Origin of the sequence: uncultured Agathobaculum sp. (assembly GCF_963927765.1) — a bacterium.
Classification (GTDB): Bacteria; Bacillota; Clostridia; order Oscillospirales; family Butyricicoccaceae; genus Agathobaculum.
Genome location: NZ_CAWVCU010000052.1, coordinates 1 through 26486, shown reverse-complemented (window position 1 = coordinate 26486; position 26486 = coordinate 1). Strand labels below are relative to the sequence as shown.

The window sequence follows — 26486 nt, the reverse complement described above, 5'->3', positions numbered from 1 at the left end:
TTTTCGCGCGTCCATGACCGCTTGCTCATAAACATGGAAACGATTGCATCGTCGATGCCCGAAATCTGATTCAAATACGTTTTCATCGGAGTTCCCCTCACTTTTTTAGGTTGATTATAGCATGTTTGCCATCGCGTCGCAATATCCGACTTGGAGAAATCCATGCAGGGAAGACCGCTCATGCACGGCAACACATCGCATGAGCGGTCTTATCCAGTGCAGGATGCGCTGAGCATGGTCAGGCGTTCTCCTGCAGCGCGTCGCGCAGCTTTTCCAGCGCCCGTTTTTCAATGCGAGATACATAGCTGCGCGAGATGCCGAAGCGTTTGGCGATCTCGCGCTGCGGCAGCGGCGCCGCCATGCCGAGACCGTACCGGAGGCGTATGATCTCCCTCTCGCGCGGGGAAAGCGCGGCGGCGAGCGCGCGGTGCATGGCAAGATAGCGGTCGTGATCTTCTACTGCGGCAAGACCGTCATCTTCGCAGCAGATGATGTCCTGCAAGGCGAGCGCATTGCCGTCGCCATCGGTTTCGAGCGTGTCGGACAGGGATAGCTCTCCCGCGTTTTTCCGCTTTTGCCGGAAGTGCATCAGCAGTTCGTTCTGAATGCATTTGGAGGCATAAGTCGCCAGACGGATGCTTTTATCCGCACGGAAGGTGCTGACCGCTTTGATCAGCCCGATGGTGCCGATGGAGATGAGGTCATCCTGCTCGGCGCTGGAGGCGTAGTATTTCTTGACGATGTGCGCCACCAGCCGCAGATTGTGCTCGATCAGCTGTTCACGGGCCTTTTCGTCGCCCTCCTCCTGCATTTTTCGCAGCAGCTCGGCTTCCTTGTCGGGCGGCAGCGGCTTGGGGAAGGAACCGTCCGTTCCCTGCACGCGCAGGACCAGAAAAAAGAATGCGCCGCCCAGCGCAAACAGGGCGGGAAACAACATGCAAACGCACCTCGCTTTTTTCAAGATATCGTTACGTTATGCGTGTCAAAGGCTGTCCTATGACGCAGAAAATAGGGCTTGTAATTTGCATGTAAATCCATTATAATATGGTAGTATTCATGGCTAAATGCACGAGGAGGTGTAAGCAATGCCGAGTGGTCAGGATTATTTGACAATGATCGGTCAATTCGCGCCGCTTGTGGTGCTGATCATTTTGTTCTATTTCTTGCTGATCCGTCCGCAGCGCAAGCGCGATAAGGCCGAGCGCGAGATGCGCAATTCGATCGAGGTGGGAGATGAGATCTCCACGATCGGCGGATTTATCGGTCGCGTCGTCAATGTAAAGGATGATGTGCTGATTATCGAGTCGTCGAGCGACCGCACCAAGCTCAAGATCTATCGTTGGGCGATCCGCGGCAAGGAGGCTCCGGCGACCGAAACGGTCGAGGCGCCCAAGGAAGCAGATAAGAGCGACAAGTAATAAACCGGTTTCTTGCCGAATAGGATAAAGCAAAATCATTCGGCGGGAGGATGCGTAAGTTATGAGAAAAACCAATGAAGGACCTTCGCCCGTCGGCGTGTTGCTGCCGTCGGCAGTGGTCGGCCTGTTGGCGACCTTGCTGCTGATGCTGGTTGGTGCGATATTCGTACATCGTCGTGTGTTGGCGGAACAGGCAATCGCGCCGTGCGCGCTGATCTTTTTGGCAATCGGTTGTGCGCTGGCTGCATTCATTTCGGCAAAGCGTGCGCCGGGCGGGAAATTCCTGTGGGCAATGGGCGCGGGCATCCTGGTTTTTCTGGTTCTGCTGCTGGTGAGTGTGATTCCGCTCGCCCAGCCGATCAATGTTGTGCGTATGGCGGTCAGCCTGCTTTGTGCGCTGGCGGCTTCGGCGATCGGCGGCTTTGCCGGCGCCAATATGCGTAAACGGAAAAAATATCGTCATTTAAAAAAGTAGGAGGGAAATTTCCATGAAGCATGTTTCTACGCTGACCTCTGCAACCCTGAAGCAGACCGCGGCACACGGTGGCTGCGGCGAGTGCCAGACTTCCTGCCAGTCCGCGTGCAAGACCTCTTGCACGGTGGCAAACCAGAAGTGCGAGCACGCGAAGTAATCGCGGGTTTTATGAAGTCAATCGCAAGGCGTGCCGGAAAGCGGCGCGCCTTGTTTGTTGCGTATCGGAGGAAGATCAAAAGATGATTCATCGTTATCAAAAAAACGGTTTGAATTTTGTGCTGGATGTCAATTCGGGCGCGGTGCATGTGCTGGATGACATCAGCTATGCGGTGTCCGGTCTGATCGACGAGAACATGGCGGATACCTGCCCGCAGTCGATCGTGGATGCGCTTCCGCAGTATCCGGCAGAGGAAGTGCGCGAGGCGTACGGCGAGCTGCATGAGCTGAAAAAAGCGGGCCAGCTGTTCGCTGAGGATGATTACATTGACGTAAGCAAATATATTCCGGTCGGCGCGCCGGTCAAGGCGCTGTGCCTGCATGTCGCGCATGACTGCAACCTGCGCTGCAAATACTGTTTTGCGTCCACAGGTGACTTCGGTCAGGGACGCAAGATCATGCCGCCGGAGATCGCCAAAAAGGCGATCGACTTTGTCATTGCGCGTTCGGGCAAGCGGCATAATATCGAGGTGGACTTCTTCGGTGGCGAGCCGCTCATGGCATGGGATACGGTTGTGCAGACGGTCAACTATGCGCGCAGCTTAGAGGAGAAGTTCAACAAGAAGTTCCGCTTCACCATCACGACCAACGGTTTGCTGCTCGATGAGGACAAGCGCGCCTATATCAACGAAAATATGGACAACGTCGTGCTGTCGCTCGACGGCCGTCCGTCGGTCAACGACGAGTTCCGCAAGACCGTGTCGGGCGCGGGCAGCTATGACGTGATCGTGCCCAAGTTCAAGGCGCTGGTTGACGCGCGCGATCCGCAGAAGGACTATTATGCACGCGGCACGTTCACCTCGCATAATCTGGATTTTGCCGACGATGTGGTGCACATCGCGGACGCGGGCTTTGACCGCCTGTCGGTCGAGCCGGTGACGGCTGACCCCGGCTGCGGCTACGACCTGACCGAAGCCGATCTGCCCAAGATCGAAGCCGAGTACGACCGCCTCACCGAGATCATGCTCGAGCGCAGAAAGGCGGGTAAGCCGTTCTCGTTCTTCCATTTCATGGTCGATCTGGATCAGGGGCCGTGCGTGGTCAAGCGTCTGCGCGGCTGCGGCGCGGGCTATGAATATGTAGCCGTCACGCCGGATGGCGATATCTATCCCTGCCATCAGTTTGTCGGCAAGGATGAGTTCAAGCAGGGCAGCGTGCTCGACCAGTCGTTTGACATGGAAATCGCGACGAAGTTCGCGAGCATGAACATTTATACCCGTCCGAAGTGCCAGAAGTGCTGGGCGAAGTTCTACTGCTCGGGCGGCTGTTCGGCAGCGAATTACAACATGAACCACGACATGAACGACTCGTATGACCTCGGCTGCGAGATGGAGCGCAAGCGTTTGGAATGCGCGATTTACCTAAAAGCAGCTGAGAAAATTTGTGCAGATTAGTCATTGTGCCAAAAATGTGTCAAGAAACCGTAAAAGGCGTTGCGGAGTGCCGCAAAGCTGCCGTATAATGACTACTGTATTTTCAATGTCCCTTTGGTAAAGGAGATGATGATATGCCGCAGAACGTATTGGTATCTGTGCTGGGTGAAGGGGAATATTTGCCCCATCTGGTGCGTGCTATTTTGGAAAAAGAGATAATCCCCGCGCGCAACCTGTTCCTGTCCTCGAAAAATCAGGTGGCCTGTCAGGCGGCTGAGGGATATGACGTGCGCATCTGTGAGGATGATATTTCCGCAGTCATCAAAAGCGAGATCGTTTTGGTGACGGCGTCCAAGCGCGAAATGCCGACTCAGTTGGCCATGATCTCCAGCAGCTCGCAGAAGCGTGTGGTCGTGACCGTGTGCGACAGTGAAAAGGTCGATCTGGCCTATGTATCCGATCGCATCGCCGCCGCGACCGAGCTGATCGCCGCCGTGCTGCATCGGGACGAGAACGGAAAGCTGTACGCGACCTACGAGATCAGCCAGAAGGCGCGTTTGTTCCTGCATCAGCCGTGCCGCGATTTGGTGAACGCCATGTGCGACCGGATAAATGAAGCGGGCTGAGTTCTAAAACGGTGAAACCGGGAATATGCTGTACCATGACCTTCCATGAGGGGGAGACGGATGAACAAACAGCATATTCTCGGTTTTTTTGATGATCTGGTGCGCACACCTGCATTTCTTTTCCTGTGCGCGATGTTTTTGTGCGGCGCCGTGGCGGGCGGCCTGACCGGTCTGCGAGCCAGCGAGGGGGACAGCGCGGTGGAGCTGACGGCGTTTCTGGCGCAGCTGCCGGGACAGGCATTCAAAAGCGTGCTGTGCGCGCTGCTCTGGATCGTGCTTGCGCCGCTGTGTGCGCTGCTGCGCCCCGCGCCGCTGTTCCTGTCCGCGGTGGTTGCCGCACGCGGGTTTGTGCTCGCGCTGACGATGGCGGTCGGGCTGGGGCAGGACGAAGGCGCACTGCTGTCGCTCGGCATGGCGGCGCTGCCAGCGATACTGTGCGTGCCTGCACTGTTGGCCGCTTGCTCGATGGTCTGGCAAAGCGGGGAGGCGATGGGGCGGTATTCGCTGCGTGCTTGCCGTGCGCCATTTGTGGTGTGCCTGCTGCTGGCGGCGACGGGGGCGCTGCTGCGCGTGACCTTTGCACTGTTGTGGAACATATGACAAGAGCTGGACGCATCTGCGTCCGGCTCTTTTTACATGGCTGTGCCGTGTGCGCGGGGAGAGAATTGCCGCGCGGCTTTATACATACAGGTAATCCGCCATGACGGGCTGCAAGCCGTGTGACTCAATGGCCTGATAGACCTCGTCGACCGAGCGGCCGTCCGAAATTTCAAACTGTTCGTCGCCCTTGTCCTCGCCCGAGTGACCGCCGATGCCGACGTCCACCCCTGCCGAGATTTTGGTCGCGGCGATGCCGATGATGTTGTCGCGGAAGCCCGCGCGCTCGCGCGTTGAGATCGTGATGGATGCGAACGGCATGAAAATGCGGTATGCGCACACAACTTGCAACAGCTGCGGCTCGTGTACATCCTTGGGGTTGATCTTGTCGTTGTTGATGATCGGCCGCAGACGCGGGCAGGAGAACGCGATCTCTGCGTGCGGATACTTGCGCTGGAGCAGATAGGCGTGCAGACCGGTCGCAAAGGCGTCCTTGCGGAAGTCGGACAGGCCTAAAAGCGCGGCAAAGCCCACGCCGCGCATGCCGCCCATGAGCGCGCGCTCCTGTGCGTTCAGGCGATAGGGGAAAATGCGCTTGTGCCCGCCGAGGTGCAGGGTCTTGTACTTGTCCGCGTCGTATGTTTCTTGAAACACGGTGACGTAATCCACGCCGCACTCGTGCAGGTAGGCGTACTCGTTGACGTTGAGCGGATAGATTTCGATGCCGATGACGCGGAAATACTTGCGGGCGAGCTTGACTGCCTCACCGATGTATTCCACCGGCGACATCGTGCGGCTCTCGCCGGTCAGCAGCAGGATTTCCTGCAAACCGGTCGCGGCGATCGCCTGAAGTTCCTGCTCGATTTCGTCCATATCCAGCTTGGCGCGGCGGATTTTGTTGTGGCAGTTGAAGCCGCAATAGACACAGTAGTTTTCGCAATAGTTGGCAATGTACAGCGGGGTGAACATCTGCACCGAGTTGCCGAAATGCTTGCGGGTTTCCATCTGCGCACGCTGCGCCATCTGTTCGAGAAATGGTAAGGCGGCAGGGGAGAGCAGCGCGGCAAAGTCCTCGGGTTGGAGCAAATCGCGGTTCAGCGCGCGCTGCACGTCGGCAGCGGTGTACGCATCTGCGTCGTATGCATTCATGCGGGCGATGACCTCGTCCTGAATGTCCGAGCCGATGTTGTCCATGCCTGGCTGATAAGCCATGTGGTCGGTATCGGCGGTGATGTATTGTGCGGAAATGATTTCCGCTTTGGTGTCTTTCATGGCAAAATGTCCTTTCTGGCGTGCGTGATATCGTAAGCAGGGGTTGTTGCCCCTCTGGTGTGGCAACCGCCGTTCCTGCTGTGATAAGGCAGCTGGGCGGCAAGTCGAATACGGAACTCTGCTTTGCGCGCGCAGCGCGCCCTTAAAGAAAAGGGGTTGATTCGCAAGAAGGGGAAAACCGCAGGTTGTCCCCTTCTTGTGCGCCTGCCGCGCGCAGCGGCATACTTTCTCCGCCCGAGGGATGGGCGCTTGCCGCCCATTTCGCAGAATTAGAAAAGCAAGGGCGGCTGCCACCCCAGAGGCGGTGCCTCAGTCGCGCAAAAAGCCGGTCAGCGGCGAGGATGCCGACGCGCTCTCGCGCACGCGGCCCAAGCCGGATAGATAAGCCGTGCGGCCGGCCTCGATCGCCTTTTTGAATGCTTCTGCCATTGCGGGGATGTCGCCCGCCGTGGCGATTGCAGTGTTCGCCATGACAGCGGCCGCGCCCATCTCCATCGCTTCGCATGCCTGCGACGGGCGACCGATGCCTGCATCCACGATGATCGGCAGGTCGATTTCGTTAATCAGGATTTGGATAAACTCGCGCGTTGCCAGTCCCTTGTTCGTGCCGATGGGTGCGCCGAGCGGCATGATGCAAGCTGCGCCCGCATTCACCAGATCGCGCGCAACGTTCAGGTCGGGATACATGTATGGCATGACGACAAAGCCCTCTTTTGCGAGGATCTCGGTTGCGCGGATGGTCTCCTGATTGTCCGGCAGCAGATATTTGCTGTCGCGCATGATCTCGATTTTGACGAAGTCGCCGCAGCCGCATTCGCGGCTCAGCCGCGCGATGCGAACCGCCTCGTCCGCATTGCGTGCGCCCGAGGTGTTGGGCAGTAGGGTGACGCCCTTGGGGATATAATCGAGGATGTTTGCCGTGCCGCCCTCGTTGGCGCGGCGCAGCGCGAGTGTGATGATCTGTGCGCCCGCGTTGTGTACAGCGGCGTTGATCAGATCGAGCGAATATTTGCCCGAGCCCAGAATAAAGCGGGAGGTAAATTCATGCCCGCCCAGAATCAGCTTATCTTCCATTGTCTTTTCCTCTCCTTTTGTTCTATCAGATGCTCATGGGTCGGTATGTCCGAGCAGCAGACGCAGCACCATGGTCGCCTGCTGCGCAGCACAGACCGCGACACGCGGGGCCATCAGGCCGATACCGTCTGTAACGTCGCTTGACCCGTCTCCGCAGACGTACAGCCGCCCGAAGCGGCGCTCGGTGCGCATCAGGTTCGCCGAACCAAAGCCCGCCATACCGCTGCCCGAAACAATGGGCGTGTCCGGCAGCTGTTCGAGCAGCGTTTCGCTCAGCATGGCTTTTTGGTCGGCGCGGTCGAACGCCTCGCAGACCACGTCACAGCCCGCGAACAGGCGCGCGGCATTGGCTGGGATGATGCGCTCGGTGTGCGGTTCGTATTGCAGATAGGGGTTGATGGCTTCCAGCTGTTCGAGCAGCGCCAGCGTTTTGGGAATGCCTATGTCCTTCATCGTGTAGTGCTGCCGGTTGAGGTTGCTCACTTCTACCGTGTCGAAATCCACCAGCACCAGCCGTCCTACACCCAGCCGCGCCAGATGCACGGCGATGTTGGAGCCAAGCCCACCCAGCCCTGCGATGCCGACCGCAGCACCGTCGAGCTTTTGCTGAATGTCTGCGCCGTGCCGCTCGACGAGCGCGGCGTGCAGTTCTTCTTTGGTCAAATGCATAGGCTTCAGCCTCCGCCGACAAACTGCACAATTTCGATCACATCGTTCTCGTGCAGCGTTTCGTCACCAAACCGAGCACGCGGCACGATCTGTCCGTTGCGCTCGACCGCGACGCGCTGCGGATCATGTCCACGCTGCTCCAAAAGAGACTGCACGGTCATTTTCGGCGAAACTGCACAAATTTCTCCGTTTACTTTCACAAAATCACTTCTTTCAGGCAATAAAAATACTCCGGTTTCACCATGCGGTAAAACCGGAGCATAAAAACATTTGCGATGCGACAGCTTCCCTACGATGGTGCTAACCAACAGGTTCAAAAGGTTAGGCTCTCGCCCTCTCAGCCGCTCATCACGGCACCCTTGCTTGCAAATCCAGTATAGCCCTGCGAAAAGTGGTTGTCAAGGCGCAAATTCTCTGTTACAATAAAAGAAACAAATGTTCGATTGGAGGGAGCCGCGTGGAGCGCACGATTTTGCACTGTGACTGCAATTCGTTTTATGCATCGGTCGAGACTTTGCTCGACCCGACGCTGGCCGACGGCCCGAGTGCGGTCTGCGGTGATCCGGAAAGCCGCCATGGCATCATCCTTGCCAAAAACGAAAAGGCCAAAGCATTCGGGGTGCAGACAGCGGAAACCATCTGGCAGGCAAAACGAAAATGTCCGGATCTGCGGCTGGTCGCGCCGCACCGCGAGGAATACGTCAAATATTCGCGCCGCTGCAACGAGCTGTACCTGCAATATACCGATCTGGTCGATCCATTTGGCATTGATGAATCTTTTCTCGACGTGACCGGCTCGATGCACCTGTTCGGTACGGGGGAGCAGATCGCGGACGAGCTGCGCCGCCGCATGCGGGAGGAGGTCGGGCTGACGATCTCGGTCGGCGTGTCGTTCAACCGCGCATTCGCAAAGCTGGGCAGCGACTACAAGAAACCGGATGCCACCACCGTCTTTTCGCGGGAGAACTTCCACGAGCGGGTCTGGCCGCTGCCGGTCAATACGCTGCTGTATGTGGGCAGGCGTGCCGCCGCGCGGCTTGACGGGTTGGGCGTGCACACGATCGGCGACTTAGCCGCATGCGAGCCGGTGTTCCTGCACAGTATTTTCGGCAAGCAGGGGGATATGCTGCTGCGCTATGCCCGCGGCGAGGACGATGAGCCGGTGCGCTCGTTCTATGCCGAGCGCGAGGTCAAAAGCGTGGGCAACGGCATGACGTTTGCACACAATCTGCTGGGCGAGGAAGAGTGCCGCATGGGGTTGACCGCGCTGTGCGACAACGTCGGCCGCCGCCTGCGGGCGCGCGGGATGGTGTGCCAGACCGTGCAGATCGGCATCCGTGACCCGGAGTTTCACAACCGTTCGCGGCAGATGACGCTCGAGCAGCCGACCAATTCCACCCGCGTGCTGTTTGAAACCGCGCTGGCTTTGCTGCGCGCGCATTGGTCGATGGACAAGCCGGTGCGTCTGCTTTCGGTTACAGCGGCGAACCTGCTGCCGGAAAACCAGTCCTGCGAGCAGCTTTCCCTGTTTGACAGCGCGCAGACGGTGCAGTCCCGCCAAAAGCAGCGCGAGCTGGACCGCACGGTGGACGCGCTGCGGCAGCGCTTCGGCAAGCAGTCGGTGATGTTTGCCAATACGGTGCGCAAAAATGAAAAACCGAAAGAAGAAAAGAAGTCCTGAACCGTTCAGGACTTCTTTTTGTTCCACGCCTGCCGCAGCAGGGCAGCGGCTGCATCAATTTGCGCTTCGGTCAAGCCTGCATAGCCCAAAACCAGCGTTGCCTTGGGCGGTTTGACGGGTGGGGTGTAGTACGCCGAAAGGCCGTACACCCGCACGCCGGCGGCGGCGGCCCGCTCAATCAGTTCGCGTTCGAGCATCCCGTTTCTCATGTGCAGCAGCAGGTGCAGGCCCGCCTCCGAGCGGGACACCTCATGCGGCAGATCGGCCAGTTCGCGCGCGAGCGCGGCCAGCAGTGCGTCGCGCCGCGCCTGATATACCTTGCGGCTGCGGCTGATGTGCCGTTCAAATGCGCCCGTGCGCAGAAAGGCCGCGAGCGTGTGCTGCTCGAAGCTGGGCACGGTCGAGGAGTAGAGCGAGAAGCGCTCGCGGTAGCGCGCCATCAGCGCGTCCGGCAGCACCAGATAGCCGATGCGCAGGCCGGGCGCAAGGCTTTTGGCAAAGGTGTTGACATACACCACCCGCCCTGCGCGGTCGAGCTCGCCCAGTGCGGGAATCGGGCGCGAGGCATAGCGGAATTCGCTGTCGTAGTCGTCCTCAATGATATAGCGGTAGGGCGCATCGGACGCCCAGCGCAAAATCTCCAGCCGCCGTGCGGCGGGCATGACCGTGCCGAGCGGGAAGTGGTGCGAGGGGGTCAGGTAAACGACCGACGCATCGCTTGCCGCCAGCGCATCCGCCCGCAGGCCGCTTTTGTCCAGCGGCAGCGGACGCACCGTCGCGCCGCCCGCAGCGAAAATCTGATATAGCTTGCGGTAGCCCGGATTTTCCAGTCCATACACCCGGTCACGCCCCAAAAGCTGAATGACCAGCTGCATCAGGTATTCCGAGCCTGCGCCGACCAGAATGTTGTCCGGTGAAATGCTGATGCCGCGAAAATCGTATAGATACCGCGCGATCTGTTTCCGCAGCTCGAGCGCACCGCAGGGGTCGGTCGCGCGCAGCAGGCGGTCGGAATATTCGCTGAGCACACTGCGGCTGAGCCGCGCCCAAGTGGAGAACGGAAAACAGCCGTTGTCCACAATATTGGTGCGGAAGTCATAGAGAAAGGGCGTTTCCACAGTGGGGGAAGCCGGTGCAGCGGCGCGCGGTGTCTGTACCGGTGCGGGCAGAGACAACTGCGGCTGCACGAAGTAGCCGCGGCGCGGCGCGGAGGCGATATAGCCCTCGGCCAGCAGCTGTCCATAAGCGGTTTCGACCGTGATTTGGCTGACATGCAGGTTGGCAGCAAGCTGGCGCTTGCTGGGCAGGCGGTCGCCGCCGGCCAGCGCGCCCGACATGATATCCGCACGCACCGCACGGTATAGCTGTTCGTACAGCGGGGTCTTGCTGTGCGGGTCAAGATGATAGGTGAGCATGGTGTGTTCCTCCGTGGTGGGGCAAGAGAGAAAAAACCCTCCAAACTGGCATTGCTGTTTTTACAATACCAGTGTGGAGGGATAATGTCAAATCAAACCTGCCGTGCGCAGGATAAAAAGCGTTGCCGTCAGCGTGACCGCGCTGAGCGCCGTACTGAGTACAACAATGGACGCCGCCAGCACATGGTCGCCGCCCATGTTTTTTGCCATTACATAGCCGGAAACCGTGCTCGGCGCACCGCACAGGATGACCAGCGCGACCATCGCCTGATCGCGGAAGCCCATCCACGCGGCGATCGGCAGGAAGATGACCGGCAGCAGGATCAGCTTGATAAAGGTCGCAGCGCAGGTTGGGGCGAGTTTTTTGATCGCCTTTGCGCCTTCGAAGCCCGCGCCGATGCTGATGAGTGCGACGGGTGTCGCACAGGAGGCCAGCATGTCCAGCCCCTTGGACAGCATGGGCGGAAAATCGACCTGCAAGAGTGAAAACGGCAGACCCGCCAGAATGCCGAGGATGATCGGATTGGTGAGGATACCGCCCAGCGTGCGCGACACAACGCCCTTATGCTGGGCGTTTTTTGCGTCCGGTGCGGTGACGGTCAGCACCAGCACCGAAAAGATGTTGTAGAGCGGCACGCTCGCGACAATCATCAGCGGCACCAGTCCCGCGTCCCCATACAGGTTTTGCACGAACGCCACGCCCAAAATCGCCTGTGAGCCGCGAAACGCACCTTGCGTGAACGCACCAACCATGCTTTTATCCGGCAGCAGCTTTGCCGCGCCCAGCCAGATGGCGAAAAAGTAAACGGTCGTCACGCCCGCGCAGAACAGGAAGAATTTCAGGTCGAACTGCTCGGTGATGCGCCCTGCCGCGATGTCGCGAAACAGCAAAACGGGCAGCAATACCTTGAACGACAGTCGGTCGAGGTCGGAGAGCGTCTGCGGCGAAAAAAAGTGCCGGGCACGCAGCACGCGGCCCAGCAAAATGATTGCAAAAATCGGGACGGTTGCGTTGAGACAGAAAATCAGATTATCCGTTGCAAACCCCTCCCACTGCGGATTCTTCCTGTCGGAAGAAATCCTGTAATTTTTCCAGACTTTGTGCGAGCACGGCCGCCTGTTCCGGCGACAATGTTTCCATCACGGACGCGATCATGCGCTCGTGGAACGCCTTGTGATATTCATAGGCCGCGCGGCCTTTGGGCGTGAGCGTAATATTGACTACGCGCCGGTCGGTGCTGCTGCGCGCGCGGCTGACCAACTCTTTGGCCTCCAGCTTGTCGCAGGCAACGGTCAGCGTGGCAAGCGTCACGCCGATGGAGCGGGCGACCTCGCTCATGCGCACCGGCTCCTTCGCGCCGATTTTTTCGATGATGTGGATTTCCGTGATCGAGATAGCGCTGCCCAGGCCGTCCGCCATGGCGCGCTCCTCGATCTTGTTGACGCGGCCGAATAAATCGACCAGAAAAGTGTTCAGTTGTTCCGCACTGGCCATATCCGAACCGCCTTCCCGATAATTCGCTAACCTAAATATTAGCATAACTAAGTGAAAAAAGCAACCGTCTCCGACGGTGCTGCGGTGCCATCACACGGCTGGACGTTGCTTTTTCTGTTGAGTATCGCGTTCATTCATTGTATAATGAAGAAAACAAATGTTCTATCAAGGGGCGGAAACAGGATGGATTTGCTGCAAGGACTCAATCAGGCCCAGCGGGAGGCCGTCACCGCGACGGAGGGCTTTGTGCGCGTGATTGCAGGGGCGGGCTCGGGCAAGACCCGCGCGCTGACCCATCGGTTTGCCTTTCTGGTGAATGAATTGGGCATCCTGCCGGGGAATATCCTGTGCGTCACGTTTACCAATAAGGCGGCGGCTGAGATGCGGCAGCGCATCCATCTGCTGACGGGCGATAACGATACCGGTCGGATCAACACCTTTCACGGCTTTTGCGTTTCGGTGCTGCAGGAGGATAGCCATGCGGTGCAGTATCCCAAGAGCTTTCTGGTGCTGGATAATGCGGATATCGATGCGATGCTGCAAATCATCTATGAGGAACGCGGGCTGACGCTGCGCGATATGACCTTTTCCGCTGCGCGGGACATGATCGAGATCCGCAAGCTGTTCAAAGACCCGGACTACTACGAGGACATGATCACGCTGCCGCTGGATACCCTGCGGGAGAAATACGAGCGGGCGGTCTCTACCTCGGATATCATTTTCTACGGCTATCTGTATCAGGAGAAAAAGTGTTTCGGGTTGGATTACAATGATTTGATCAAGTTTTCGCTGTATATCTTCCGTGAACACGCGGATATCCGGCTCAAGTGGCAGCAGCGGCTGGAATATATCATGATCGACGAGTTTCAGGACATTGACCAGCTGCAATACGAGCTGATGGAGGTGCTGTGCGGGTATCACAAAAACCTGTTTATCGTAGGCGACCCCGACCAGACGATTTACACCTGGCGCGGCGCGAACGTCAAATACCTGCTGGACTTTGACAAAGCGTTTCCGGGCACGAAAACCATCATGATGATGCAGAATTACCGCTCGACGCCGCAAATTCTGGCGGCTGCCAATGCGCTGATTGACAAAAACCAGTACCGCATGAAAAAGGACATGATCCCGACTCTGCCAGACGGCGAACCGGTCGTGTGCCACTTTGCGCAGACGCAGGAGACGGAAGCCGAGTGGATGGCAGGGGAGATGCAGCGGCTGCACGAAGAGGGCATAGCCTATCGGGATATGACCGTTCTGTACCGCGCGCATTATGTGACGCGTGCGGTGGAGGAAGTGCTGCTGCGGGAAAAGATTCCGTATACCATTTACAGCGGTGTACCGTTTTTCGGCCGCATGGAGATCAAGGACGCGCTCAGCTATCTGCGCATGATCGTATATCAAGATGATTTGTCCTTCCGGCGCATCGCCAATGTGCCCAAGCGCAATCTGGGTAAGCGGCGCATGGCGTTTTTGCAGGAGTACGCGGAGCAGCACGGCTGCACGCTTTACCGGGCTTTGCAGGATACACTCGAAGACGCGCTGTTCAAAGGCACGCGCGCGCGGCAGTTTGTGACGCTCATCCAGTCCTTTACGGAAGCGAGTGAAGGACGGCCGGTGTCCGAGGTGTTATCGGCAATTCTCAACGCAAGCGGCTATGAGGCCATGCTGCGCACGGAGGGCAGTCGGGAGCGGTTGGACAATCTGGCGGAGCTCAAGCAGTCGGTCTATCTATACGAAACCACCTGCGGCGAGGAGTGTACGCTCGAGCATTATCTGTCCCACGTGGCGCTGCTGACCAACAGCGATACCGCCGAGCAGGGGGACAAGGTCAAACTCATGACCGTGCATGCTGCCAAGGGACTGGAATTTCCCTATGTGTTCTTGTGCGGCATGAACGAGGGCATTTTCCCATCGCGCAAGGTGCGCACGCTGCCGGGGATGGAGGAGGAACGCCGTCTTGCGTTCGTGGCGCTCACGCGCGCGGAACAGCGGCTGTATCTGTCCGAGGCGGACGGACGCAATTTCGACGGCTCACCGCGGTATCCGTCGCGGTTTGTGCTGGATATCGGCCGTAATCGGCTGACCTTTACGCAGCCGCCGCAGGAGGGGCTAATCCGTGAAACGGAGAGTTATATCGAGAGTACGCAGCGCTTTTTCCCGACACAGGACAGCGACAACGTGTTCCCGGTCGGCCAGCGGGTGCGGCATCTGATGTTTGGCGAGGGGACGGTGCTGGAAGTCGATATGGAAAACGGGGCACATCTGGTGCAGTTCGATGATATGCCGACCCCGCGCAAAATCTCCTTCCGTGCCAAACTGGAACGGTGCTGACGGATTTCGTGCGGCATAAACCAAAAGGCTTGTTTTCTAAGGAAAACAAGCCTTTTATTAATGCGATCCCTTTCTTCTCGGCTGAAAATCGGAAAGAGGAAATACTTGCAGATCGGATCGGGCAGCGTGCGGGAAGAAGGCGGGTTTCGCAGTTTGAAATACCACTTTCGCTGCTGGATAGGAATGGCAGGGTGACTAGTTAAAGGTATGTGAATGGTGGTTGCCTTATCAAATCTTTTTTGATAAACTAAAGTATCATTAACACCGGAAAGGAAAGACAAATGATGTGGAAAGCTTTATTGATCGACTCAGACTATACCCATGCCATACGTCTCAAAAAAGTGTTGATTGGTCAAGCTTGGGAATTTCCTTTTTTGTGGAATATAATGATGTGTGTGGTTTGGAAAAGGTGTGCTCTATCAAACCTCACATTTTAATTTTGGGCAAATTAATGTTCAGCAATGTTGACGAGCTGGCAAAAAATCTATATCAACAGAACGCACAGGCCAAGTTGATTTTTGTAGGCAGCAATCGCAAGTGGAAGGAAACGGAATATAACAATTTGGGTGCACAGCTGTTGTCAGAAGCGGAACTCAATACGCAATATATCAAATGTCTGTGTGAGCAGTTTTCAGATCTGGAAGAAAATAGAGTTGAACTAAGCTCGCAAATGGGCGGTCGGATAGACTGCAAGGAAAAATTAACAGAAATTCTTTCTGATGTGCGGGGGAAGCAGTGGATTTTATTAGTGCGCATTATTGGTCATAAAGGATGCGTTTGGCCACCAAAATGTCAGTTGACAGAACAACTGGTTACGATCTTTGACGATTTTTTCCTGGATTGTTTTTGGGAGACAACAGAGAGCTTGTGCTTGGTTCTGAAAGAACCGGAAAAAATAAGTATTTTATATTCTATTCAAGCTATGGGAGAAATGATAGAATCGCTTGTCCGATATTTGCAATCTGCTGGTACAATGATCTATCCCATTCTGGTCAGTGAAAAAACAAATCGCATAGGGGTATGCAGTGCATACGAGCAAGTAAAAGAGATGGAACGCTTTTTGTTTTTTTGCCCCAATCATATTGTATTTACAGCAGCGCAATTTCAACAAAGGCGATCTTTGGATTATTCTGAGATAAATAAGCGCATAGATGAGGTTGCGCTGGGAATGTTAGACGGAAACCCAACAAATGCTCTGACTGCGGTGGATACGATTTATGATATATGGCTGAAGCCCAGCATGGATTTTTCAGCGTTACGATATGTGCATGAGCGTATGCGGGATTCTATTGAGTTGGTTTCAACAATTTGGGATAAGGAGATCCCGGATGTGATGCAAGAGCCAAGATGTGATTCAATAGAAGAAGAGCGGCAGATGATACATACAGCAATTATGCAAAGCTGCCGCGAGGTGGAGCAGGTGCAAGGAGAATATCAGAAAATCCTGGAAACCCTTCACTATGTATTAAAGCATTATGGAGAACCGCTGTCTATGGAAAGTGTGGCACAGCATTTTCGTATGTCATCTGCTTATTTCAGCAGACAATTTAAAAAGGTCATAGGGATTGGTTTCACTGATTATTTGAACCGTGTTCGTATATTGGAAGCGAAAGCGTTGTTTCGTGCAGGAGAAAATAATATTGAAAAGGTGGAAAATCGTGTCGGTTATGCCGATCCTAAGTATTTCAGTCGGGTTTTTAAGCGGAAGATGAATATTAGTCCTTCTTCTTATATTGTTCAATTACAGGATAAAGAACGATAGGAGGATGCAAGATGAAAGCGGTTGCTTTTAATGGTCCAAAAGCAGCGAAAATTATTGATATGCCTGAACCGAGAATCGTCAATAGATTCGATGTCAAGATTCGAGTGCGATATGTTTCTATTTGTGCCGATGATTTGGAAATCTTTGTAAAAGGAGTGGAAACAAAGGCGGTTGGACATGAGTTTTCTGGTGTGATCACAGAGCTTGGCCATGGTGCGGCAGAGGTCGGTTATGAAATAGGAGATCGTGTTACAGGGTATGTATGGCGCTTTTGCGGTCGATGTCCGTATTGCCGCCGTGGGCAGGAAAACCTTTGCTTGAATATGCATCCACAGAGAGCGATGCAGGAGTATATCGTGTTGGATAGCAATCAGATTTGTAAAATTCCGGATAAAATACCATTGAAGCTTGCCTCGGTATCGGAGGTTGTAGCGTCTTGCATTCATGCTGTGGAGCGTGCGCAAATTCATATTGGAGATTCCGTGCTGCTGTTGGGAGGCGGAGGAGCTGGTATGATTATGCTGCAATTGGTGCGGATGTGTGGTGCAGCAAGCGTCACGGTCAGCGAGCCGATTGCTTCTAAACGTCAACTGTGCAAAGCGTTGGGAGCCGATGAAACGATTGACCCATATTCAGAAAATCTGGTGGCACGAGGAATGGAAATCACAGATGGATTGGGGTATCAGTGCGTTTTTGATGTTTCCAAAAATGAAGCGGCATTGCCGGAAGGGATCAGCTTGTTAGCAAGAGGCGGGACGTTTTTGCTTTTTTCATTGCATGAGAGGAAAAGCAACATTACTATTGATTTGCCAACACTTTATTCGAAGGAGATTACTTTGCTGACCTCTTTCATGGCGCCATATCTTTTGGATCGGGCGATGGAAATATTGCCAAAGCTGAATTTAGAAGTTTTGGACAGCGACCCATTTCCTTTGGAGCACGCACAAGAGGCTTATGAAGCTGCATACAGCGGAAAAGTTCCACGTGTTTTTGTAGAAGTAACCAAATAAAAAAGAGTAATAAAACAACGGGGTGGACAAATTTGTCCACCCCGTTGTTTTTGTTTTTTTTTGAAGTACAAAAAATCCATCTGTTTGTCTATCAAAGGAGAAAATGTCCCGTTGTTGTCAAATCCAGACCTGACTTAGAATATAAGTACAAAGAAAAGTGAATGATGAATGCTTAAATTGGTTGATTTGCCGATGGTGTTGTGAGCGTGTCAAAGAGATTTGCAGTATGAAATGAAGGATGCCTTTAGAAAATATCATATTTAGCAGAACAAAATTAAGGAGGGACATGCATGCAGGAAACAGAATATCAATGCACAAAAGTGAAATTAGACTTTCGTGAACGTATTAACTTTGCCATTTCTGAATTTGGATATAATTCCATTTATATCTGGATCACTGCTTTTATGGCGATCTTTTTTACAGATTATATAGGCGTAGCGGCGACATCTGTTTCTTTGCTGATGCTGGTGGTTCGAATTTTTGATGCCATCAACGATCCCATTATTGGGTCGCTTGCTGATCGAACGCGTTCAAAGTGGGGGCGGTATCGGCCCTGGGTTGCGATCGGCGGAATGGTGATGTCCTTGCTCATTATTCTGTTGTTTGCAGCACAGCCTACCTGGCCAATGTCAGTCAAGGTAGGGTGGATGTGGGTGATCTACATATTGATTACGGTCGCCTCCACTGCTTGCAATATGCCATATGGGGCGTTAAATGGCGTCATCACTTCTGATACAGAAGAGAGAACCAAACTGTCGGTTATCCGTATGGTTTTTGCAACCATTGGTTCTAATTTTACAAACTTGATTGCAGCAACGCTGATACTGCTTCTTTCCGACACCAACCAAACCGCAAATAGTGCTCGCGGATATTCCTTGGCAGTTATTGTGAGCGTCATTATTGGTCTTCCGACCATTATCTGGTCTGCGGTGAAAAGTAAGGAGCGTGTTCAGCCGCCTCCGGAACAAATGAAAAAAGGTGCAAAGATTCCGCTGGGCAAACAAATGAAATGTCTCTTTGGAAATAAATACGCACTCATTTGTTTGTTCGGACAGTTCATGGTGGGCTTTCTGGCCTATGGTCGAATGACAATCATGGCATATTACTTTACGTATTATGCTGGCAATTTTGAACTGTACTCTGTCACAGGCATTGTGGGAATTGCCACGGGCATTATTGGCTCCGGATTGGTATGTCCCTGGCTGTATAGACGTTTTCGGCATAAAGGATATGCGCTAACGATTGGGGTTCGGATTATCGGGTCTTTTCTACCTTCCGATTTTCTGGTTTGTTCCACAGCAGATAATGTTTTGGATTTTCTATGCACTGTCCAACCTTTTTCAGACAGCTGCAAGCGCGTTGCGCTATAGCTGTGATGGAGATAATGCCGATTTTGCAGAATACAAATACGGTATTCGCGTCGATGGTTTCCTTTCGGCTTTTATCTCTCTGATGCTCAAGGCTGGCGGCGCAGTAGGTCCTGCTATTCTGATTGCATGGCTGGATGCGCTTGGGTATGTGCCGAATATGGTACAGAATGCATCGGTATTGAATGCGTTGAATTTGAGTATGTCGATCATACCGGTGGTATTATGTGTCATTTGCGCGATTGGCTATCTGCTCGTTTATGACATGGACAGCCAAAAGCACAGTGAAATCGTTAATGAGTTGGAAAAACGCCGGGGTATCACCTGAAAATGCCATTGGTTAAAAATGATCGTAAAAATGATCAGCGATAGAAAGGAGATAACAAAATGAAAGCATTGTTTATCACTTCGATTGGAGATCCGGAAAAGAAAACACTGGGAACGATTGAGATGAAAGAGGTTCCGATTCCAGAGCCTGGCCCGGAAGAAGTGCGGATTAAAATTGCGTATGCTTCGATTTGCGGTTCAGATCCGCATACATTGCGCGGCGAGTTAGGGCCGATGCGTCCACGCATTTTGAGCAGGCTTCCGATTCGAACCGGCCATGAAATTTCCGGCGTTATTGATGCCGTAGGTGAAGTAGCAGCGGCGAATGGGTTTAAGGTCGGCGATCGAGTGACAGCAAATTATTCTAAGCCGTGTGGAACCTGCTATTGGTGTCATACAGGTCGAGAAGGATTGTGCAAGCAGGCGAAGGCTTCTGCAGACGGGATGGCGGAATATGTATCTTGGCACATGTCTCAAGTGTATAAAATTCCGGAAAATGTTACGCTGCGACAGGCTTGTATGACGGAACCTATGACAATCGCGCTGAATGCGGTGCAGACGGCTCAAGTATCGTTTGGAAAGAAAGTTGCAATTTTTGGCGGTGGCGGCATTGGACTTATGGCACTGCAGCTGGCTCGTCATGCAGGGGCTTCCAAGATTGTGGTATTTGAGCTGGCAGAAAGTCGTCAGAAAATGGCGTTGGAACTGGGTGCGGATGCAGTGCTGAATCCGAACGATCCCGACGTTTCTGAGACCATTCGTCAACTGACGAACGGTCTTGGCTTTGACTGCATTATTGATTCTTCTGGTGCATCCTCGGCAGCACAGTCAACATTGGATATGTTGGCTCCGGATGGTAATGTTGTATTTTTTGCCATGTATAAGCCGGAGTTTGACTTAAAGGTCAATTTGTTCAGCCAGATGTATCTGCAACAGAAGCATATTCATGGCATGTACACTTCGTCGGATTGTTTCCCCAAGACGATCGAGATGCTTCCGCTGGTGAATCTGGATGCAATTGCAGAAAAAGAGTATCCGCTGGATGAATATAAAGCGGCTTTCGATGATGCGGTGTCCGGCAAATATGCCAAGGTTATTTTCCGTGTGGCAGGTGAATAAAAGAGCTGCAAGATAGTGTCGAAGAAAGGAGCTTACATAATGGATCTGAATTCTCCTAATATCCTGTGCAAAGATCACCCGGATTTTAAGTGTAGGGAAATTGGTTCTCTCAAAGCGTTATTTACGCTGGAAGGGAAAAAATGCTTGGTAACCGGTGCGGCAGGCGGTATTGGCCGTTCGACAGCAAAAGGCTTTGCGGAACTGGGCGGCGACGTGTGCCTGGTGGATATTCCCTCCAAGAAGGATGCCTTGGAACGCATTTGCGCAGAAATTGAACAGGCCTATGGTGTGAAAGCAATTTATGCGCTGGGAGATGTATCTGACGAAAATAGCATGATGGAGTGCATCCAGACAGCAGATCGGGAATTTGGGACGATTGATGTCTGCCACAGCAATGCCGGTATTATTTTACCTGGGGATAACCCGGACATTGGCGTGGCGGAATTCAAAAGGGTTTTGGACATTAACTTGATTGGTATGATGATGGTAAGCCGGGCCTGTGCAAACATTATGAAGCGTGATGGCCATGGCGGTTCGATTGTACATACCGTATCACAAAGCGGACACATCGTGAACACCAATTGGAAAGATGATTTTGGCTATGCGTATCATGTGTCCAAGGGCGGGGCACTTCATCTGACCCACGCAATGGCGCTGCAATACATCAAATATGGAATCCGCATTAATAGCGTCAGTCCGGGCGTTGTGCTCTCCGGTATCCACGATCCGATCCCGGTATGCATGATGCGTAATGCAGTCGAGAAGATCCCGATTGGCCGGTTTGGTTATTTGCAGGATGTTGCGGCAACAGTCGCGTTTTTAGCGACCGACCTAGCTGCTTTCTGTGTGGGCACAGATATCATTGTAGACGGCGGTGAAACGCTGTACTGACTGATAAAACATATAGGAGGTATTTTTCATGGCAGTCGATATGGAAAAAGTAAAAGCGTTAAAAGAAAAAGCTGTACAGATCCGCAAGGATATGTATGTGACGACGAACAAAATCGGTTATGCGCATCTGGGTGGCGGTAATTCCATGCTGGATGTTGCTGTGGCGCTCTATTATGATTTCATGAATTGGTCGCCGGAGCAAATTCACGATCCCGATCGTGATCGTTTTATACTGAGTAAGGGGCATTGCGGTCACGTGCTCTACAATATTTTGGTCGATAAAGGGCTGTACACGCACGAAGATCTCTGGAACGGCTACAATAAGATCGATGGCAAATTTGGTATGCATCCGAATATGCACTACATTGATGGCATTGAGGCATCGACGGGATCGCTGGGCCATGGTTTATCGCTTGCTTTTGGCATGGCGGTTGCCGGACGTGTGGATAAGAGAAATTATCGCGTGATCTGCATGACCGGTGATGGTGAAATGGATGAGGGTTCCGTATGGGAAGGCATCATGGCTGCGGCGCACTATCAGCTTGGTAATCTGGTTTTGATTATTGACTATAATAAGTGCTCCTGCATGGGTCCGGTGAAAGATGTTATGAATTTGGAGCCGTTGGCGGACAAGCTGAGAGCCTTCAACTGGGACGTTTTGGAAATGGATGGCCACGATATGGAAGATATTGTGCGGACACTGCATTCTTTGCCGCCGTCTGATTCTCAGACGCCGTCCAAGCCGATTGCGATTATCTCCCACACGATTAAGGGATATACCATGCTGGGCGGTGTGGAAGGAAAGGCAACCAGTCATTTGGGCTTTGTTCCCACAGAAGAATTCCTGCAGCAGTGCTTTGATTCGGTTGACGCGCACGCGGCTGAGAAGTAAGGAGGAAGGAAATTATGTCAGAAAGAATTACGTTTACAGAAGAGCTAACCAATCTTGGACATATGAACATCTTGACGGGCGCATCTTCACGAGAGGCCTATATTGAAGAAATGGCCGATATTTTGGCATCGGATCCATCTAAGTATATGTTCGTTTCCGCAGAGGGCGCTTCTTATTCCGGCAAGCTGGTGGAATTAAAGGGAAAGTACCCGCAGTGCTTTGTGGAATTGGGTATTGCGGAGCAGAATGCGGTCGGTACGGCTGCTGGCCTGGCACTGTGCGGCAAGACGGTTTTCTTAAATGGTTTCGGTCCCTTCCTGGCTCTGCGCACGCTCGATCAGGTGCATACGGATATTGCATATCAGAATGTTCCGGTTCGGCTAATCAACACGCATGCAGGTGTGACCTCTGGCGGCGGTCCTACACATTACAATATCATGGATATTGCAATCATGCGTGTCATGCCCAATATGACCTGTATTGTCCCTTCCGACGCGGATCAGTGCAAAAAAGCAATTCGTGCAACGGAATCCATTCCGGGTCCGGTCAACATTCGCGTGGCACGCGGCAAAGAGCCGCAGGTTTATACCAATACAGATTACAAGTTTGAGGTTGGTAAGGCAATTGAAGCGGTGCCGGGTAACGATGCGACGGTGATCGCCTGCGGTTCTACGGTTGCGCTGGCGGTATCGGCGGCCAATGGCCTTGAAAAAGAAGGCATCCATGTACGGGTGCTGGACATGCACACGATTCAGCCATTGGATGAAGAAGCTATCATTAAGGCTGCAAATGAAACCGGTGTCATCATCACCGTGGAGGATCATTTGGATATTGGCGGCCTGAACGGAGCGGTTTCCGAAGTGCTTGCAAAGGCTGGCCTGGGCATCAAGTATAAGGCGCTGGGCCTTCCCAGAAATGAAGGATTCCCGCATCTTGGTGACATGTGGGAACTGTATGATCATTATGGCTTTGGCCCGGAAGGAATTAAGAAAACAGTGCGGGAGATGCTGAAATAAGTTTTTTGATTGTCTGAAAGTTGCATCAGATGTAAGGTATACAGCCCCATCCGTTTCACAAATCAGGGTGGGGCTGTGAAAAAATAAGAGGATATATTCATGAAACAGCAATTGAATGAAATTTGCGCCCTTCGCCTGTTGTATACCTGTAGTCCGGCTGAACTGGAAGGAAAAGCACAGATAGGATGCTTTCGGTATCGATTGGGGCGCTTTCTGGGTGAAAAGGCAAAAAAGACGCTGGCAAATCGGCTGGATTATATTGTTCCGGTGCCAAACTCTGGGTTGTATTATGCGATGGGTGCGGCGGAATCGCTTGGTGTGCCGTATTTGCAGGCACTGGTCAAGCGGGACGGGCGACAGCGCACCTTATGGGAACCCGACCAGCAGATGCGGGAACGCATGATTCTGGATAATATGCTGCTGCTGCCAGACTTGCTAGAAGGTAAAAAGATTGCGCTGGTGGATGAAGCGATTTTTACGGGCACAACGCTCAAAACAGTTTGCCAACGATTAAAGCAGCAGGGTGTGGCAGAAATTCATATTTTAATTCCGACTTCGCTTTGCGCATCGTCCTGCCCATATGGTTGTATGCCGCAGCGGGACCTTCTGGCACAGAAAATGCCGTTGTCGGAGATGGAGGCGTACTTTGGCGTTTCCAGTTTGACTTTTATTTCATATACCGATCTGTGCAACATAACGGATGCATTTCAGCATGTTTGTCTGAAATGCTTTCAGCAACCGTGATTTCCACGAAAGGATGGATAAATCAATGGAAAAAAAGAAGCTGCAAGAGTTGTCCATTCAAGCAACCAAAGCCCGCATGCTGGCGGTACAAATGGTACATGATGCGGCCTCGGGACATCCGGGTGGTTCGCTGAGCTGTATGGACATATTGACAACGCTGTATTTTGATGAAATGCGTGTTGACCCGAATCAGCCGCATGATCCGGATCGGGATCGTTTCGTGATGTCGAAGGGGCATTGTTCCCCGGCGGTGTATTCGGTTCTTGCCCTGCGAGGCTTTTTCCCGGAAGAAGATCTGAAAATGTTCCGGTCGATTGATGGTCATATGTCGGGTCATGTGGAAATGCATGTGCCTGGTGTGGATATGTCCACCGGCTCTTTGGGGCAAGGCATTTCCGCTGCGGTTGGCATGGCCTTGGGAGGAAAGTATAACAAAAAAAGCTACCGTGTTTATGCCATCATGGGTGACGGCGAGGTTGCCGAGGGGCAGGTATGGGAGGCGATGCTGACGGCTGCAAAGTTCAAGCTGGATAATCTGTGTGCGGTTGTGGATGTAAACGGATTGCAGATTGACGGCAAAACCGAGGACGTCATGCCCACCGAACCGCTGGATCAGAAATTTGAAGCGTTTGGATGGCACGTCATCAAAGTGGACGGCCATGATTATGAGGAAATTGAAAACGCGTTTGCAGAGGCAGAGAGCATAAAAGGAAAGCCGACCATGATTTTGGCCAAGACGGTTAAGGGCAAAGGCGTTAGCTTCATGGAAAATGACGCTGGCTGGCACGGTAAAGCGCCGAATGATGAACAGTATGCACAGGCCCGGGCAGAGCTGGAAGCAACGCTCAAGGAACTGGAGGGATAAAAATGGCTGAAAAAATCGCAACGCGTGCAGCTTATGGAGATGCGCTGGTAGAGCTGGCAGAGAAATATCCGGAATTGGTTGTTTTTGATGCGGATCTGGCAGGTGCAACCATGACCAAAGGCTTTATGAAAAACTATCCCGAGCGTTTCTTCGATATGGGCATCGCGGAATGCAATATGGTGGGGGTTGCCGCAGGTATGGCAACCTGCGGTCTCAAACCGTTTGTCAATACTTTTGCCATGTTTGCTGCGGGCCGTGCGTGGGAGCAGGTGCGCAATTCCGTTTGCTATCCGCATTTAAATGTAAAAGTGGTGGGTTCGCATGGCGGTTTGAGTGTAGGGGAAGACGGCGCGACGCATCAATGTATTGAAGATTTTGCACTGATGCGGGCGATCCCGGGCATGATGGTGCTGTGCCCCTACGATAGTCATGAAATGCGCTTGGCAACGGAGGCGCTGCTGTATTACGAAGGTCCGGCATACATGCGTTTGGGGCGTTTGGCAGTAGAGACCGTGACGGATACCATTGAGGGATATCGGTTTGAATCGGGCAAAGCTGCGAAACTGCGAGAAGGGTCGGATGTGACAATCATTGCAAACGGGATGATGGTCCAGATGGCGCTTGCAGCCGCGGAGATGCTTGCTGCCGACGGGATTCATGCGCGCGTGCTGGATATGCATACGATCAAGCCGCTGGATCAGCAGGCGGTTTTGGAAGCAGCGCAGGAAACCGGCTGCATCGTAACAACGGAGGAGGCAAATGTGCTCGGCGGCCTGGGAGCCGCTGTTTGCGAGTATGTGAGCGAAGTCTGTCCGGTTCCGGTGATTCGTAACGGCGTACAAGATCAGTTTGGACGCAGCGGTAAGGCGCCGCAAGTGCTGAAAGCCTACGGTTTGTGCGCGGAAAAAATTGCTGAAATGGCAAGAACGGCAATTGCGCTCAAACGATAAGGCTCAAAGTGAAGAGAATGCAGTGATTGCTATAGATAATAAAGCCGGTCAGGCTTATTTGTTGAAGGGAGGAAAACTATGGGCGCCACGAAAGAGAAATTTTCTGGATAAAAGGTAGCGGTTGGCTGTATGCTGGTTGTGCTTGCGCATTTAGGATCCTGCTATTTATGGGGTGTCATGTTGCCGCATTTTCTGAAAGCATTCCAGTGTTCTACAGCCGTGTTAGCTGGCTCTAGTTCTGTTGGTACAATAATCGCTTTTTTAGCAGCTATGTCATCCGGATCTGTGTTGAAAAAGTTTTCTCCGCGGACTGTATTATTCTTTGGCACATGCGTTTGTGCGGCTTTCATGTTGATCAATGCGTTTGCAACTGCACCGTGGATGGTTTATGTTTTTAACGGAATTAGCGGATTTATCATTGCCTATGGTGGACATCTCACGTGTACATCGATTATCAACCGGTGGTTTATAAAAAGGCGAAGTACGATTATTGGCATTGTGGTAAGCGGTGCGGTATTTGGTGGGTCGCTCTATATGTTTTTGGCAGGGCAATTGATAGAACGAGTAGGGCAAATGAATACCTATTTGATTCTGGAAAGAAATTTGTCAAGGGTGTTTTTTACAAAAACCTTTGCGGTAATCTATGAATTTATTTTCTTTAATTTCTTAATAAAAGATAGGCAAACGTCAGTGAATCTAAATTTCCATGTTATAAAAGAGAACTTGAAACGCTCAAAATTAAAATTAGTATGAACTTCCCAATTCAGCCTTGACTTCTTGCGGGTTTCCCTATATAATAAAAAGCAAATTATTCAAAGAAGGGAATTGAAAGACTTACTATGGACAACGCCGACAGTAGCGACGCTGATCGAAGTAACAATAACTATAAATTGAATAG

Annotated in this window: 28 protein-coding genes and 1 riboswitch; of the genes, 20 read left to right on the top strand and 8 right to left on the bottom strand. The window is 53.0% G+C overall.

From position 1 onward, the window contains the following. Nucleotides 1–238 precede the first annotated feature (238 nt). Nucleotides 239–937, bottom strand: coding sequence for an RNA polymerase sporulation sigma factor SigK (sigK, locus tag ABGT74_RS04405; RefSeq protein ID WP_346704630.1), 699 nt, complete (start codon nt 935–937; stop codon nt 239–241). A gap of 148 nt (nt 938–1085) precedes the next feature. On the opposite strand from sigK, the gene yajC reads away from it, so the two are divergent. From yajC to ABGT74_RS04375, 6 genes are all read left to right on the top strand, one after another. After that, the gene (gene yajC, locus ABGT74_RS04400; RefSeq protein ID WP_297284054.1) at nt 1086–1418 is read left to right on the top strand and encodes a preprotein translocase subunit YajC; all 333 of its coding nucleotides are present in this window, start codon (nt 1086–1088) and stop codon (nt 1416–1418) included. Between the two features lie 61 nt (nt 1419–1479). Further along, nucleotides 1480–1893 carry a TIGR04086 family membrane protein gene (locus tag ABGT74_RS04395; protein ID WP_297284053.1) on the top strand — a complete coding sequence of 138 codons (414 nt, stop codon included), beginning with the start codon at nt 1480–1482 and terminating at the stop codon, nt 1891–1893. A 13-nt stretch (nt 1894–1906) separates the two neighbouring features. Further along, nucleotides 1907–2050 (top strand): six-cysteine ranthipeptide SCIFF, encoded by a 144-nt coding sequence (scfA, locus tag ABGT74_RS04390; protein WP_078096990.1) that lies wholly within the window; start codon nt 1907–1909, stop codon nt 2048–2050. An 82-nt stretch (nt 2051–2132) separates the two neighbouring features. Beyond that, complete coding sequence (gene scfB / locus ABGT74_RS04385; protein WP_346704629.1) at nt 2133–3503, top strand: thioether cross-link-forming SCIFF peptide maturase; 1371 nt, start codon at nt 2133–2135, stop codon at nt 3501–3503. Nucleotides 3504–3616: 113 nt separating this feature from the next. Next, the gene (locus ABGT74_RS04380) at nt 3617–4108 is read left to right on the top strand and encodes a hypothetical protein (protein ID WP_297284051.1); all 492 of its coding nucleotides are present in this window, start codon (nt 3617–3619) and stop codon (nt 4106–4108) included. Nucleotides 4109–4168: 60 nt separating this feature from the next. After that, nucleotides 4169–4708, top strand: a complete 540-nt coding sequence (locus tag ABGT74_RS04375; protein ID WP_346704628.1) for a hypothetical protein — start codon at nt 4169–4171, stop codon at nt 4706–4708. A gap of 78 nt (nt 4709–4786) precedes the next feature. Here the strand turns inward: ABGT74_RS04375 and thiH are convergent, their stop codons facing one another. The 4 genes from thiH to thiS all read right to left on the bottom strand — a co-directional run bounded on the left by thiH (nt 4787) and on the right by thiS (nt 7920). Then, a complete protein-coding gene (gene thiH / locus ABGT74_RS04370) occupies nt 4787–5977 on the bottom strand; it encodes a 2-iminoacetate synthase ThiH (protein WP_346704627.1) in 1191 nt (396 codons plus the stop codon). 309 nt (nt 5978–6286) lie between these two features. Beyond that, entirely contained in the window at nt 6287–7051 is a 765-nt protein-coding gene (locus tag ABGT74_RS04365) for a thiazole synthase (RefSeq protein ID WP_297283709.1), read from the bottom strand. A gap of 33 nt (nt 7052–7084) precedes the next feature. Then, nucleotides 7085–7720 carry a sulfur carrier protein ThiS adenylyltransferase ThiF gene (thiF, locus tag ABGT74_RS04360; protein ID WP_346704626.1) on the bottom strand — a complete coding sequence of 212 codons (636 nt, stop codon included), beginning with the start codon at nt 7718–7720 and terminating at the stop codon, nt 7085–7087. A gap of 5 nt (nt 7721–7725) precedes the next feature. Continuing rightward, a complete protein-coding gene (gene thiS, locus ABGT74_RS04355; protein WP_346704625.1) occupies nt 7726–7920 on the bottom strand; it encodes a sulfur carrier protein ThiS in 195 nt (64 codons plus the stop codon). Between the two features lie 68 nt (nt 7921–7988). After that, nucleotides 7989–8091: riboswitch (TPP riboswitch) on the bottom strand. An 86-nt stretch (nt 8092–8177) separates the two neighbouring features. Here thiS and dinB point away from each other — a divergent pair. After that, nucleotides 8178–9401, top strand: coding sequence for a DNA polymerase IV (gene dinB, locus ABGT74_RS04350; RefSeq protein WP_346704624.1), 1224 nt, complete (start codon nt 8178–8180; stop codon nt 9399–9401). Nucleotides 9402–9406: 5 nt separating this feature from the next. Here the strand turns inward: dinB and ABGT74_RS04345 are convergent, their stop codons facing one another. The 3 genes from ABGT74_RS04345 to ABGT74_RS04335 form a co-directional block, all read right to left on the bottom strand. Then, nucleotides 9407–10816 (bottom strand): PLP-dependent aminotransferase family protein, encoded by a 1410-nt coding sequence (locus ABGT74_RS04345; RefSeq protein ID WP_346704623.1) that lies wholly within the window; start codon nt 10814–10816, stop codon nt 9407–9409. Nucleotides 10817–10903: 87 nt separating this feature from the next. Further along, entirely contained in the window at nt 10904–11842 is a 939-nt protein-coding gene (locus ABGT74_RS04340; protein WP_346704631.1) for an AEC family transporter, read from the bottom strand. A 4-nt stretch (nt 11843–11846) separates the two neighbouring features. After that, nucleotides 11847–12311: a MarR family transcriptional regulator gene (locus ABGT74_RS04335; RefSeq protein ID WP_346704622.1), complete on the bottom strand. Its 465-nt coding sequence runs from the start codon at nt 12309–12311 to the stop codon at nt 11847–11849. 183 nt (nt 12312–12494) lie between these two features. On the opposite strand from ABGT74_RS04335, the gene ABGT74_RS04330 reads away from it, so the two are divergent. The 13 genes from ABGT74_RS04330 to ABGT74_RS04270 all read left to right on the top strand — a co-directional run bounded on the left by ABGT74_RS04330 (nt 12495) and on the right by ABGT74_RS04270 (nt 26341). Continuing rightward, nucleotides 12495–14645: a UvrD-helicase domain-containing protein gene (locus tag ABGT74_RS04330; RefSeq protein WP_346704621.1), complete on the top strand. Its 2151-nt coding sequence runs from the start codon at nt 12495–12497 to the stop codon at nt 14643–14645. 286 nt (nt 14646–14931) lie between these two features. Next, nucleotides 14932–16407: an AraC family transcriptional regulator gene (locus ABGT74_RS04325; protein ID WP_346704620.1), complete on the top strand. Its 1476-nt coding sequence runs from the start codon at nt 14932–14934 to the stop codon at nt 16405–16407. Nucleotides 16408–16418: 11 nt separating this feature from the next. Further along, nucleotides 16419–17417 (top strand): zinc-binding dehydrogenase, encoded by a 999-nt coding sequence (locus ABGT74_RS04320; protein ID WP_346704619.1) that lies wholly within the window; start codon nt 16419–16421, stop codon nt 17415–17417. Between the two features lie 290 nt (nt 17418–17707). Then, entirely contained in the window at nt 17708–18787 is a 1080-nt protein-coding gene (locus tag ABGT74_RS04315; protein ID WP_346704618.1) for an MFS transporter, read from the top strand. Beyond that, nucleotides 18723–19112 carry an MFS transporter gene (locus tag ABGT74_RS04310; protein WP_346704617.1) on the top strand — a complete coding sequence of 130 codons (390 nt, stop codon included), beginning with the start codon at nt 18723–18725 and terminating at the stop codon, nt 19110–19112. The genes ABGT74_RS04315 and ABGT74_RS04310 overlap by 65 nt, the downstream gene beginning before the upstream one ends. A gap of 59 nt (nt 19113–19171) precedes the next feature. Next, entirely contained in the window at nt 19172–20230 is a 1059-nt protein-coding gene (locus ABGT74_RS04305) for a zinc-binding dehydrogenase (protein ID WP_297284127.1), read from the top strand. A gap of 39 nt (nt 20231–20269) precedes the next feature. Then, nucleotides 20270–21121 (top strand): SDR family oxidoreductase, encoded by an 852-nt coding sequence (locus tag ABGT74_RS04300; RefSeq protein WP_346704616.1) that lies wholly within the window; start codon nt 20270–20272, stop codon nt 21119–21121. A gap of 28 nt (nt 21122–21149) precedes the next feature. Then, a complete protein-coding gene (locus ABGT74_RS04295) occupies nt 21150–22013 on the top strand; it encodes a transketolase (protein WP_346704615.1) in 864 nt (287 codons plus the stop codon). 14 nt (nt 22014–22027) lie between these two features. Next, nucleotides 22028–23029, top strand: a complete 1002-nt coding sequence (locus tag ABGT74_RS04290) for a transketolase C-terminal domain-containing protein (RefSeq protein WP_346704614.1) — start codon at nt 22028–22030, stop codon at nt 23027–23029. A 99-nt stretch (nt 23030–23128) separates the two neighbouring features. Next, the gene (locus ABGT74_RS04285; protein ID WP_346704613.1) at nt 23129–23773 is read left to right on the top strand and encodes a phosphoribosyltransferase family protein; all 645 of its coding nucleotides are present in this window, start codon (nt 23129–23131) and stop codon (nt 23771–23773) included. A gap of 25 nt (nt 23774–23798) precedes the next feature. Continuing rightward, nucleotides 23799–24638 carry a transketolase gene (locus ABGT74_RS04280; RefSeq protein ID WP_346704612.1) on the top strand — a complete coding sequence of 280 codons (840 nt, stop codon included), beginning with the start codon at nt 23799–23801 and terminating at the stop codon, nt 24636–24638. Nucleotides 24639–24640: 2 nt separating this feature from the next. After that, a complete protein-coding gene (locus ABGT74_RS04275; protein WP_346704611.1) occupies nt 24641–25588 on the top strand; it encodes a transketolase family protein in 948 nt (315 codons plus the stop codon). 129 nt (nt 25589–25717) lie between these two features. Continuing rightward, nucleotides 25718–26341 carry a hypothetical protein gene (locus ABGT74_RS04270; protein ID WP_346704610.1) on the top strand — a complete coding sequence of 208 codons (624 nt, stop codon included), beginning with the start codon at nt 25718–25720 and terminating at the stop codon, nt 26339–26341. Nucleotides 26342–26486: the final 145 nt, after the last annotated feature.

Coding starts and splice junctions, on each gene's coding strand:
- sigK (WP_346704630.1), bottom strand. CDS start 937: ATGTTGTTTCCCGCCCTGTTTGCGCTGGGCGGCGCATTCTTTTTTCTG.
- yajC (WP_297284054.1), top strand. CDS start 1,086: ATGCCGAGTGGTCAGGATTATTTGACAATGATCGGTCAATTCGCGCCG.
- ABGT74_RS04395 (WP_297284053.1), top strand. CDS start 1,480: ATGAGAAAAACCAATGAAGGACCTTCGCCCGTCGGCGTGTTGCTGCCG.
- scfA (WP_078096990.1), top strand. CDS start 1,907: ATGAAGCATGTTTCTACGCTGACCTCTGCAACCCTGAAGCAGACCGCG.
- scfB (WP_346704629.1), top strand. CDS start 2,133: ATGATTCATCGTTATCAAAAAAACGGTTTGAATTTTGTGCTGGATGTC.
- ABGT74_RS04380 (WP_297284051.1), top strand. CDS start 3,617: ATGCCGCAGAACGTATTGGTATCTGTGCTGGGTGAAGGGGAATATTTG.
- ABGT74_RS04375 (WP_346704628.1), top strand. CDS start 4,169: ATGAACAAACAGCATATTCTCGGTTTTTTTGATGATCTGGTGCGCACA.
- thiH (WP_346704627.1), bottom strand. CDS start 5,977: ATGAAAGACACCAAAGCGGAAATCATTTCCGCACAATACATCACCGCC.
- ABGT74_RS04365 (WP_297283709.1), bottom strand. CDS start 7,051: ATGGAAGATAAGCTGATTCTGGGCGGGCATGAATTTACCTCCCGCTTT.
- thiF (WP_346704626.1), bottom strand. CDS start 7,720: ATGCATTTGACCAAAGAAGAACTGCACGCCGCGCTCGTCGAGCGGCAC.
- ABGT74_RS04345 (WP_346704623.1), bottom strand. CDS start 10,816: ATGCTCACCTATCATCTTGACCCGCACAGCAAGACCCCGCTGTACGAA.
- ABGT74_RS04335 (WP_346704622.1), bottom strand. CDS start 12,311: ATGGCCAGTGCGGAACAACTGAACACTTTTCTGGTCGATTTATTCGGC.
- ABGT74_RS04330 (WP_346704621.1), top strand. CDS start 12,495: ATGGATTTGCTGCAAGGACTCAATCAGGCCCAGCGGGAGGCCGTCACC.
- ABGT74_RS04320 (WP_346704619.1), top strand. CDS start 16,419: ATGAAAGCGGTTGCTTTTAATGGTCCAAAAGCAGCGAAAATTATTGAT.
- ABGT74_RS04315 (WP_346704618.1), top strand. CDS start 17,708: ATGCAGGAAACAGAATATCAATGCACAAAAGTGAAATTAGACTTTCGT.
- ABGT74_RS04310 (WP_346704617.1), top strand. CDS start 18,723: ATGTTTTGGATTTTCTATGCACTGTCCAACCTTTTTCAGACAGCTGCA.
- ABGT74_RS04305 (WP_297284127.1), top strand. CDS start 19,172: ATGAAAGCATTGTTTATCACTTCGATTGGAGATCCGGAAAAGAAAACA.
- ABGT74_RS04300 (WP_346704616.1), top strand. CDS start 20,270: ATGGATCTGAATTCTCCTAATATCCTGTGCAAAGATCACCCGGATTTT.
- ABGT74_RS04295 (WP_346704615.1), top strand. CDS start 21,150: ATGGCAGTCGATATGGAAAAAGTAAAAGCGTTAAAAGAAAAAGCTGTA.
- ABGT74_RS04290 (WP_346704614.1), top strand. CDS start 22,028: ATGTCAGAAAGAATTACGTTTACAGAAGAGCTAACCAATCTTGGACAT.
- ABGT74_RS04285 (WP_346704613.1), top strand. CDS start 23,129: ATGAAACAGCAATTGAATGAAATTTGCGCCCTTCGCCTGTTGTATACC.
- ABGT74_RS04280 (WP_346704612.1), top strand. CDS start 23,799: ATGGAAAAAAAGAAGCTGCAAGAGTTGTCCATTCAAGCAACCAAAGCC.
- ABGT74_RS04275 (WP_346704611.1), top strand. CDS start 24,641: ATGGCTGAAAAAATCGCAACGCGTGCAGCTTATGGAGATGCGCTGGTA.
- ABGT74_RS04270 (WP_346704610.1), top strand. CDS start 25,718: ATGCTGGTTGTGCTTGCGCATTTAGGATCCTGCTATTTATGGGGTGTC.